Annotated in this window: 7 protein-coding genes and 4 pseudogenes; 4 read left to right on the top strand and 7 right to left on the bottom strand. The window is 42.0% G+C overall.

Annotated features, from left to right (window positions below; genetic code table 11):
- Both B9T16_RS21190 and B9T16_RS21195 read left to right on the top strand, forming a co-directional pair.
- Positions 1-332, top strand: a 332-nt coding sequence (locus tag B9T16_RS21190; RefSeq protein WP_410245691.1) for a hypothetical protein, incomplete at its 5' end; no start/stop codon positions are given.
- A 66-nt stretch (positions 333-398) separates the two neighbouring features.
- Positions 399-2,195: a hypothetical protein gene (locus B9T16_RS21195; protein ID WP_410245692.1), complete on the top strand. Its 1,797-nt coding sequence runs from the start codon at positions 399-401 to the stop codon at positions 2,193-2,195.
- Between the two features lie 1,619 nt (positions 2,196-3,814).
- Here B9T16_RS21195 and B9T16_RS21200 read toward each other — a convergent pair.
- From B9T16_RS21200 to B9T16_RS21210, 3 pseudogenes are all read right to left on the bottom strand, one after another.
- A pseudogene (locus B9T16_RS21200) lies at positions 3,815-5,273 on the bottom strand (recombinase).
- A gap of 84 nt (positions 5,274-5,357) precedes the next feature.
- Positions 5,358-6,482, bottom strand: a pseudogene (locus B9T16_RS21205) (type IIL restriction-modification enzyme MmeI); the annotation flags it as partial.
- A 41-nt stretch (positions 6,483-6,523) separates the two neighbouring features.
- Positions 6,524-7,408: pseudogene (locus B9T16_RS21210) on the bottom strand (Rpn family recombination-promoting nuclease/putative transposase).
- 248 nt (positions 7,409-7,656) lie between these two features.
- Here B9T16_RS21210 and B9T16_RS21215 point away from each other — a divergent pair.
- The gene (locus B9T16_RS21215) at positions 7,657-7,932 is read left to right on the top strand and encodes an element excision factor XisH family protein (protein ID WP_410245693.1); all 276 of its coding nucleotides are present in this window, start codon (positions 7,657-7,659) and stop codon (positions 7,930-7,932) included.
- A gap of 38 nt (positions 7,933-7,970) precedes the next feature.
- Positions 7,971-8,267, top strand: coding sequence for a XisI protein (locus tag B9T16_RS21220; RefSeq protein ID WP_410245694.1), 297 nt, complete (start codon positions 7,971-7,973; stop codon positions 8,265-8,267).
- Positions 8,268-8,582: 315 nt separating this feature from the next.
- Here B9T16_RS21220 and B9T16_RS21225 read toward each other — a convergent pair whose 3' ends face one another.
- The 4 genes and pseudogenes from B9T16_RS21225 to B9T16_RS21240 form a co-directional block, all read right to left on the bottom strand.
- A complete protein-coding gene (locus B9T16_RS21225; RefSeq protein ID WP_410245695.1) occupies positions 8,583-8,714 on the bottom strand; it encodes a hypothetical protein in 132 nt (43 codons plus the stop codon).
- A 475-nt stretch (positions 8,715-9,189) separates the two neighbouring features.
- The gene (locus B9T16_RS21230) at positions 9,190-10,353 is read right to left on the bottom strand and encodes a group II intron reverse transcriptase (RefSeq protein ID WP_410245696.1); all 1,164 of its coding nucleotides are present in this window, start codon (positions 10,351-10,353) and stop codon (positions 9,190-9,192) included.
- Positions 10,343-10,573, bottom strand: a complete 231-nt coding sequence (locus B9T16_RS21235; protein WP_410245697.1) for a reverse transcriptase domain-containing protein — start codon at positions 10,571-10,573, stop codon at positions 10,343-10,345. Before B9T16_RS21235 ends, B9T16_RS21230 begins: the two co-directional genes overlap by 11 nt.
- Positions 10,533-10,718 (bottom strand): annotated as a pseudogene (locus B9T16_RS21240) (RNA-directed DNA polymerase); the annotation flags it as partial. The gene B9T16_RS21235 and the pseudogene B9T16_RS21240, both read right to left, overlap by 41 nt.

Raw genomic sequence — 10,718 nt, forward strand, 5'->3', positions numbered from 1 at the left:
ATAGTTCTGTTGTCAATTTAGACACTCTAAACATTAGCAGTAAAATACAGGGAACTCCCGAAACTACCGCGATAAGTTTGACTGCTAACACTATCACGGAAGTTGTGCCTATCAATGCTACCAGTAACGGTAGAACGGTGTTTGTAAAGAATCGGTCAAATACCAATGTATATCTAATATTTGACCCTACAGGTGATAGCGTGTCAGACGCTGCATTTTCGGTTAAGCCAGGTGATACCATCTCAATAACGTGGGGTAGAACTGAGTTACAGGCGATAGCAGAATCTAGCGCTAGTATCAGCTTTACAATTATCGAATATATCAATATGTAATCATCAAATGAATGGCTAGTATTAAGTTATTAGCCATTTAATTAAGTACTCAATATAGAGGCAGTTATGACTAATTTCAACATTTACTCTAGTAAGTTTGGGCAATCAACCGATGACTTGCCAGAAGGTGAAGTTAATCTGTATTTAACTAATGAACGGATACAAGCAGTTATTGACTCACATACTAATTTAGTCAAATTAACTCAGTTAACTTGGAATAATATTACTAATAAACCTGGCACTTTCCCCCCATCTACTCATTCCCATAGCTGGACTGAAATAACGTCCAAACCGACAACGTTTACTCCTTCAAGTCATACACATACCATTGCTAATGTTACAGGACTTCAAAGTACATTAGACGGTAAAGAGCCTACTTTTACCAAAAATACAGCGTTTAACAAAAATTTTGGAACAACTACCGGAACTGTTACAGAAGCTAACGATGTCAGATTATCAAATGCTAGAACGCCAACTAGCCATACACAACCTCATACGACTATTACAGGGTTGGGTGATTTAGCTACACAAGATATGGATGATGTAGCTAGTGCCTATGACGTACAACCACGTATTTCTGTAGAACCTACCCTTTCAACTCAGTTTGGTAAATCCAACACACGCTACAATGGTGAAGAATGGATAACAGAACCTGTAACAGACACTTACACCGTTACTAGAGCATCTACGGCAACGTATGTAGACGCAGCAGGCAGGATTCGTACAGCCGCAGTGAATAAGCCTAGATACACATTTAATCCTGAAACGGGTGAACGGTTAGGGTTGTTGGTGGAGGAACAGAGGACTAATTTGGTATCGTGGAGTGAGGATTTTAGTCAGAGTTTTTGGGTTAAAAGCTTCGATTCTGCCATTGAGAGCAATGCCGTGTTAGCTCCCGATGGAACTTTAACTGCTGATAAACACTACAACACAAACACTTTTCCGGGTGGCTCATTCTTCATCCGTGCAGTATTGACAGGCGCTTTGGATAACACTAACTATAGTACAAGTGTTTTTCTGAAAAAAGGAAGACAACCACTCGCCAGAGTTTTAATTTTCGGAAAGAGTTTTTTAACTGACGATTCTTATCTCACTTATACAATTGATTTTGATAATGAATCGGTAGCTGTAGGTGTTTTTGGTGCAGGGAACGCAACACATATATCTTCAAAACTAGAAAAATATAATAATGGATGGTTTAGGTTTTCATGTGTTAATAATCTAGGGTCTGGTTCTGACCCTTTTATAGACTTTCAAAGTAGCATTTGGTTAATACCTACAGCAGTAGGCTCTGAGTTTGGATACATTTGGGGCGCACAAATAGAACAAGCATCCACCCCATCTAGCTACATCCCTACTCAAGCATCAGCCGTTACTAGAGCTGCTGATAATGTTAGTCGAGTGTTGGGGGGTGAGTTTAATCCGAGTGAGATGACTGTTTACACCCACATTAAGGGAGGTTATACACCACCTAGTTTTTGTACACTACTGGTATTATCAAAAAGCAATACTTCGTTTAATGCAGACCGCATTATTATAAACCTAGCGACTACTGGTTGGATACGGTTAGAGGGTAGTAATATTGTATCAAGTGCAATAGTAACACCAACATCCTTCTTTCAAAGTAACGAGGAAATAAAATACGCACTAACGCTCGGTAATAATACAATAAAGCTTTTTGTCAACGGTAGTCAGATTGGTACTTCAGTAGCGTTGAAGGATGCCTCCGATCTTGTTTTTGTAAGACCTTGTGGTGGTGCTTGGGAAAATAGTCTTATACCATCAAGACTAAACACTAAAGACTTCCGCTACTACCCTAAAGCTCTTCCAGAGTCAGAGTGTTTAGCCCTAACAAAACTGTAATGGAGAACTAAAATGACTTATGACTTACAACAATAAATTAACAGACAATGCCTAATGCACTTGATATATCTGAAAGTAATTGGTTTAAAGTTTATGAACTTAATTTCAGGATAGAAGATGATAGCTACACGGTACTAAAAAATTACCTGACATTTCTGGCAGTAAATTTATCAGGATATTATTTGACGCTGACAGTGTACCCGTGTACTGGAAAATGGCAGGGTGGTTAAAATTTTACACATACAATGATGTGAAGCAGAATATGATGGTTAAACGTGAAATTATATGGCATGAATATCAAATAATTGAATCACCGCCGTACAGCAATTTTTACGCTTCATTTTCTCCACTAGAAAGGATTAAATGGTTTACACTTCATTTTTGGRAATTAAGATAAATGRACTTGGTAATAGTAGAATTAGGGTTAATTATTGTCGCGATTATTATCAGTATGTTCATTACGCATACAGGAAACCTAATGATTGAGAGTAGGTTAGACGGTATCCAAAATAGTCTAAATTAYTTGATTAGATATGTTAGTGATTCTATGACATCAATAGTATGNAAAAAACAGTCAGAAGATAAAAAGCAATCACCCCCTCTTCCAATCAACAGAGATGATATTGATGATGATGGTTGGAGAAAACCCTAAACCCTAACAGCTAACACCTAACAGCTACCCCAATAACTTAAATGGCCCCCTATGGTTTCTGACTGTAGGGGGTGCGTGTATTTTTTGGCTAACGGACTGTTGCAACGGACTGTTGCAACGGACTGTTAAAAATTTATATGAATGCTTGCCTCTAATTTACCCACAATAAACACCCTAAGCCAAAACCTTAACCCGTCTATTAGGGGTAATCATCCCGTGCGGAACTCAGTACCCCTATAAATTGGAGACTTGTCTAGCGGTATGTAGGTATCGGTTTCGATGGTAAGGCAATTCCCTAGGATTATGTAGGTATCAGCGAGAGATGACGAAACAAGTTACCAGTTGAAAAGTTGTTTAGGGGTATCGGGTTGGTTCTGGTAGATGATAGTTAGATTATGCGATCGCATTTTGTTGGTAGCGAGTAGGCTCGTCAAGATTTCACCAATAATCTGACTCCCATAGGGAACCCACTATGGGTTGATTTGAGCCATACCCTCCCCCTAACCGAAACAAGCACTATTGGGGAAACGAACGATGTGATAGCAGTCAATGGTGAGGAACGAACCGATAGGCTTGCCATTGACTGCTATCACAAGGGAGTTACCCTATCGGTGTTTGGTTGGGGGGKAGWRTRGGCATTTGACAGATTGATTAAGTTGTGCTTGTTGACTGAGTAATCATCCTATTGACAGAATTATTTTCCTGTGCTAGGACTAGATTGTGAGTAATATCTGAGTAACTCAATAGGATATAGGGGTTGAGTAATAACCCGCTATCGCTGTCAGGATAAGGGTTTATAGTTAACGCCCCCCGAAGGATATTTAGCGTCTATATAGCCTACAACCCCTATTCTGCCGTTACTTAGGTGTTACTCAAAACCATAGCAGGATCCATCAATCTGTAGCCATAAAATAACCCCTAGGGGTTTAATCTAGGGGTGTTAATTTATGAAAGGTTGACGATTAGATTAATCTATCTGATAGATAACTCCAAGGAATAATTTAGCTTCAGAGCTATCAATATCAACCCCTAACGCTGTTAACCGTTCTATGGCTACATCCAATGGTATAGGTAACTTAGAGCATCCTTTGAGAACTTCTAAGGTAGCATCAATGCCTTTTGTTTTATAGTTACTCTCGTTGACAATTGCGCTATGACCCATAAGCCTCGCCCGTAACTCGATAGGTAGTCCATACTTTTCACCTAACAGGTTGTACAGCCTACGAAAAGCATATTTCTGAGTTACCGGGCATTTCATAGATTGAAGTCGTTCGCTAAAACTTGTATCAAAGCCTGCGACTATGGTTTTGGGTTGACTGCCTTTTCTAGGGCTATATTCTGGCAATAACGGTCGTTTCAATTCCAGGAACTCAAACATATCAAGGCTAGGTATTGGTGCAACAATCCTTCCCCCTGTTTTTATACTCACTTTCCGACCTTCTGCGTCAGTAAAGTAAACATAGTCACCTAGCACCAAGTAATTGTCTTGATTATCGGGGTCTGACAGTGCTTTGATGGTTACGCCATCATCCGTTACATAATGCTTGGTTAAGTTAACGGCTGCAGCTATCTCAGTAGGTCTTAACCCGTACATTACTGCCATACCAGTCACCCATAACCAGTTATGTCGAGATAATTGATGTTGAGGACCTTTAATAGTATAGGCTTCTTGTTTGGCGCTATACCACCAATCCTTAAAGGCATCAATGCTTATACGCTGTTTCTTTATGCATTGCGTTTGTTTGGCGTTAATAGGCTCAAGCTGTTTAAGCAAGTGTTCTTTGTTAGGTGATTTCTCAGCTATGGCTTTTAAGATGTAGTAACGTTCCCTGAAGGTTTTGGAGCCTATTAATTGTTCTCCATTCTGTAAGGGAGTGTACAACATAGCCTTGAAACCCTCCCAGCTAGGATATTCATCCCAGTTAGGNGAACAGCTTGAAATATTTCCCTTTAGTAGTGTCGTAAGACGCTAAGTCACTAGCGATATCGCGAGAACGTTTCCTTCCTGTGTTGCGGTTGTACCCGGCAAAATACTCGTCCTCAATTTGTTKAAAKATKTCCCGRTAGGTTATCAGATTATYCTCAATCTGATTTTTCCCTAGGATGGTTTTATCGTACCAATCCCAAAATTCACTAGCGCTAGTGATAGTCCCTAGGGCTTCTGATACCAGTTTAGCTTTCTTAACCCCGTCTATCACCCCTTGAGGTGTACACTCAAGATTAGCTGTCTTGGGTAGCCGTTTCCCGGTAGGTGGTTGCTTAAACTGCAATAGTAGGTTGTACCTAGCCCCGGACTTTTGTAGTTTGAGTGTCACTCCTTTGGGACATTCCCCTTTAAAGTCTTGATAGGCTTTCACGAACCTAGCGTAACTCTCATCATAGTTGCCCTTTCCCCCTACAGTAGGGGTATTGATATCGTTACTCATTTTTTACTCACTTGTTATCCTGTTATGGCTTTGAGTAACACCTAAGTAACGGTAGAATAGGGGTTATAGGCTATATAGACGCTTAATTTCCGCCTCAATTTTCCGCATTTCCTTATAAGCAATCACCAGAAAATTCCCGGACCCACAAGCCGGGTCAAAGACGCGAATTTTGGCGAGGCGTTGGCGCAAATTCAACAACTTGCGGCGATTCTCCCCAGCCGCCTCCAACTGCGATCGCAAATCATCCAAAAACAAGGGATTAAGCACCTTGAGGATATTGGGAACACTGGTATAGTGCATCCCCAAAGCGCCGCGCTCCTCCTCATCAGCCACCGCCTGAATCATGGAGCCAAAAATATCGGGGTTGATTTTTTTCCAGTCCAAATTCCCGACATGGAGCAAATAAGACCGGGCAATTTTGTTAAAACGCGCCACCTCCACACTGCCCGAAAATAGCCCCCCATTCACATAAGGAAACACATTCGCCCAATTGCGAATCCCGGCCGCTTCTCGCTGGTTGTGGGGGGTCGCCATCGCCCGAAATAGCTCCGATAGCACCTCATCGGTATTGGCAGCATCGGCGGCACTCATCTGGGCGATCGCATTTGTAAATAACTTCTCACTGTGGAAAATGTTGGTATCTTCCGCAAAAAAGCAGAAAATCAGCCGCGCCATGAAATGGTTAAACTTCTCGCGACCTTCCGCTTTATCCCAGTCTGGATTCAGCTTGAGTAACTCCACATACAGTCGATTGAGGCGACCTGTTGCTTTGATATCAAAGGCATTCTCGCGGATTTGCCGCACCGTGGTAATCCCCGCCAAAGGCAGGAAAAAGCCGAAATGGTTCGCAAAGTCTGGGTAATTACAGGCCACCATTTCCCCATCCCCCAGACTTTCCGCCTCCAAACTTTGGCCGTCCGTCGCCAAAATAAACTTAACCTTGTAGCGAGTGGTAGCGGGACTCTCACGCAAAGCGGTCAGGGTGGCGGTGACTTCCCCTTCTCGGCAAACCTGCAAATGGATATTATTGCGCTGAAGTACCCCACCCGGTAAATCCGATTGATTGGTGCTGTGGCGATCGCTTTTCAGGCGCTTGATGGTGGTCGCCTTATTCCCAAAGGCTTCCAGGAAGCTATAGGGGAAGGCTTCCGGGTCAAAAGGTGCTTCCGCGAGTTGGGAAACTGCKTCCTCGATTTCAACAGCATTCATGGTCACAAATCCAAAAGACTGGGGTTCTTTCTCAACTTTAGCTAATCACTAAACCTCTCTTCCCGTAAAGTGGCAATTTCCTCTAAACTTAATCCAGTAGCTTGGGCGATCGCCTCATCATTCAGTTGACCCAATAAATTGCGAGCCGTCTCACGTTTTGCCTGTTCAATGCCTTGTTGTCGCCTTTCTTCAAGCCCTTGTTGTCGCCCTTGTTGTAGTCCCAATGCGATCGCACCCTGTTGGTCATAAATAAACATTTCCCGCCGATCTAACTCTTCTAATTCTTCTAGGGTTAATCCCGCTTGATTGGCAATCTCAAACGCTTGATTTAGTTCGGCGATATCATCCATGTTTTCAGGAATCGAAGTGAGCGATCAGGCAAATTTCATAAAATAAATCCATTTATCCGTCAGGGTTTCCAGTTCGTTGAGTTCTTTGGTAAACTTCGGCAATTCCACAAAGACTAACTCCATCCCATTATCTGGGTAGTACCAGCCCTCAGACTTCTCGCGATAGACAAACCGGGAAATCAATTGATTTTGTCCGGGGAACATATCAAAGTCGGTCAAGGTTAAAGCAATCACAGGTTTTAGGTCTCGATATACTTGTCGTCTCCGTTCCAGTTGAAACGCATAGTTTTTCGCCGCATTAAATAAAACCCGCTTCCCAGAAAACTGCACATTCAAAACCTGAATTTGAATAATCACCAATGTGCCGTCATTCAAGTGCGCTTTAACATCGAGATAGGTATCTTTTAACCCTTCCAGTTGCGGGGGCAAATTTGGCTTAATGATTTCCAAGTCTTCAATAGTGGAATTTCCCTCATAGACCCAACCATTGAGAAAACTGATTAAGATGTTCTTGCTTTGTGCCGAACCAAAGATTTTTGTAAAAGCGTAGTCCGTTTTGGGGTTAATAAATATCATAGCCTGCCTACCCAACTCAGGTTCATGTTTGGGAACTAATTATAGCATAACTTGTGTATTTTGGAGTTCCCCCTGTGTCTAATTCCTGGGGAGTTTCCATTGCAGTTCACCTCTAGGCGGGTGACTGATTCATCAAATTGCGTCCAATTTCGAATCCCCTCTTACCCCAGTCATTCCAGCCCCTCAGAGGTTCAAACTCCTAGGCGCGATGATAGTTTGGTATAATAAGTTTGGATAGCATCAGGTTTATGCGATCGTTTATTATGGCTGCGGTGGAAGTCAAAAGTTTTTTGGCGAGGGCATCGGCAATTTCAGAGTTTCATACAGCCTTGGGGCAGTTCATTAACTATCGGGCTGCTTTAGGCTGTGAAGACCCCGATCGCATTCTTTATCTGGCTATCCCTAATTTAGTCTATCAGACTTTCTTTCAACGAGAATTTCCAGCCTCAGTGGTGCAAGAAAATTCGGTAAAACTGATTATTTATGATATTGAATTGGAGCGAATTGTGCTATGGAAGGAGTGACAGATAAATTAAAGACCTATCAGCAAATTGTGCAATAATTGTTGATTGAATATGCCCAAAGTAAGCCAGCCTATGGGGAGATTGAGGTTGAGACTATTTTTGATACCCAACGAAATCATTATCAAATTGTCCATTTTGGTTGGCACCATCAGCGCTGGATTCATCAGGGTGTCATCCATTTAGATATCCGCAATGAGAAAATTTGGATTTTTTGCAATTCAACGGAGCATGATGTGGCGGAAGATTTAGTCAACTTGGGTGTCCCCAAGCAAGATATTGTGCTAGGATTTTACCCGCCTTTTATGCGAGAAATGAGCGATTATGCAGTAGGCTAAAATAGAGCAACCAGTGCAACATAATAACAGGGCTGAAAACTTGAGCGATTGTTAGGATGGACACTGCCCACCCTACTCCTGTTAAAATACTAAACTTGACCTGCTCCCAAAATCCATTGGGAAATATCCGGTGCGAAAACGCAATAGCCCTTGATTGCTAAAATGTGTTATGATACTCTAATAAGACTGGCGGTTTCCCACTCATATTGGAATTGCTCAATGGTGCCGTCCTGGATTTTGGCGATCGCCTCAATATCCCGATCGCCCATAAGTTGAGGAAGTCTACCTTTTTCGGCAACAAAGCGATCAATTTCCTCAAACGATCGCGATAATCCGTTCTTCTCTAGGGGAATATTCGCGAGTCGCTTCCGGGGCGATATCTATCCCCAACTGTGCCAACAGTTCTAAATCTTCATCAGTGGTAGATTTGGGCGTGGATTTAGCCATTGTTAGGTTTTACTTGTTTTTAGGGATCTTGGAAAACTGCCAAATATGGTGCGTAAGAAAATGCCCGATTGCGTTTTTGTCCAGTAATTTCTTGCAGAAGACCTATAGCGCTAAGATCTTTAATCAAAGTGTTGGCGTTAGGGTATGTCAAACTTGTAACCGATTGAGCGTGTTCCACCGTAAAAATTGGTCTAAAGTAAAGACTTTCAAGCAATGCAATTGCATTACCCGATAGCTTTTGATGAATTTCTCGAATTAATCGCAAACATACAGGCAGCTCCTCAAGACGTTCTAAACCATAATTAATTGCAGAAACATAGTTTACGACCTCAGCAACGTCTTTAGGATGATCCGCTTCTATAGCTTGAGATTCAAACTATTAGGGGTCGAGATAGACCGTGAGGTCTATCCCTCCCATTGAGAACCGTACATGAGACTTTTACCTCATACGGCTCCTAGTTTGACTGTCTCCTTGTTAAGAGTACAGCATCATCTCTTCATCAAGAGCTGTTTTATCATCGTGACAATGGYGATGTAATAATTGAAGATTCTTGTATTCATCCTTTCCGCCTTGGCTTCTAGGTTCAGTGTGGTCTACTTCAATTAAATCTGATGGGGTAAAGAATTGCCCGCACCAGGTACACTTGCCTTTTTGCTTTTTAAGTAGTTTTGCTACCCTATTTGGCGTATCGATTGCTTGTCCTTTCCTGGTTGCCCAGTAAGTCCAATTTCCGTCGTATGGTGTTGCGTCAGGGCGTATTAGGGTGTGTCTGACAATCGGAGTCCAATTATGTTTCCACAGTCGAAATCCATCTTTGGTTTGRAACATCCAATTTTCGTGTCTTTCTTTCCCATTGCTAAGTTTAATTGTTTCATGTCTGAAATAATTACTTAGCTTTTCGTAACTTGCCTTTCCGCATCTCGATACTGTCCATGCCCTTAACATTTGCCAGATTATGAAGTCTAGCTTGTTGAAGGTCTCTGTTGAGACTASCGCTGAATAATAGTTTGACCATCCCCGAATAATTGGGTTCAGTTTGTTAATCAGGGCTGACTGAGGTGCTGTTTTATATTGTTTGATTACACCTTTTATCGCTTCTGTGTGGGCAACTGCTTTTTGRCTGGGTTTTATATGTGTTTTRTGTCCTAATGGTTTCCCATGTTGGATTTTCCCAGTTCTATATTTTCCTACAGGATATTGCCTAATATTGAAACCTAAGAAATCAAATCCGGGTTTCTCTGCTTTGCCATTATACTCAATAGATTTGAGTGTATGGCAGATTCGAGTTTTTTCAGGTTTAATCTCTAATCCAACAGGCTTTAGCCATTCAGAAATAGCAGTTTTGCACTGTTCAATGATTCCTAGGTCTTTTGAGATAACCACGAAATCATCGGCGTATCGTATTAGGTTGGCTTGTGTGGCTGTTCCTTTATTAGGATACATTTCTTTAACTAGCCTTTCCATACCCAACAGTGCGATGTTGGCGAGTATTGGACTTATTACCCCTCCCTGGGGTGTCCCTGTTTCTGTATCCTCAAATACACCTTTATCTAGCACTCCCGCTTTGAGCCATTGTTTCAGGTCTCTTTTTAGGCTGCTTGGACAATGAATTTTGGACAGTAGGTAATCATGGTTCACGGTAAGAGCATTTTGCTATATCGGCATCGAGAACATAATATTGTCCTTGATTTATGGCAGTATAAATTCTGCCAATTGCGTCATGGGCAGACCGTCCGGGACGGAACCCGTAGCTTGTACCTTCAAATCTCGATTCCCATTCAGGTTCGAGAGCCGACTTGACCAAGGCTTGCCTTGCTCTATCTTGGATTGTGGGTATTCCTATTCMAGCTTTTATCATCCCTGCCAGGTTTTGGTATCCACACCCGTCGCAGTGGTTTTGATTTGAKATTTCCCTTAATATTCTCCACAAGCTCAAACCTTTGTCTTGGAGAGATTACTCTTACTCCATCAACACCGGCTGTCTTCTTGCCTTGATTGTCTTG

This window comes from Arthrospira sp. PCC 8006, assembly GCF_046480465.1.
GTDB lineage: Bacteria > Cyanobacteriota > Cyanobacteriia > Cyanobacteriales > Microcoleaceae > Limnospira > Limnospira platensis.

What these genes read in the sequence shown, in the direction of transcription:
- B9T16_RS21225 (WP_410245695.1), bottom strand. Translation starts at nt 8,714, where the DNA reads ATGGCTAAATCCACGCCCAAATCTACCACTGATGAAGATTTAGAACTG.
- B9T16_RS21215 (WP_410245693.1), top strand. Translation starts at nt 7,657, where the DNA reads ATGCGATCGTTTATTATGGCTGCGGTGGAAGTCAAAAGTTTTTTGGCG.
- B9T16_RS21195 (WP_410245692.1), top strand. Translation starts at nt 399, where the DNA reads ATGACTAATTTCAACATTTACTCTAGTAAGTTTGGGCAATCAACCGAT.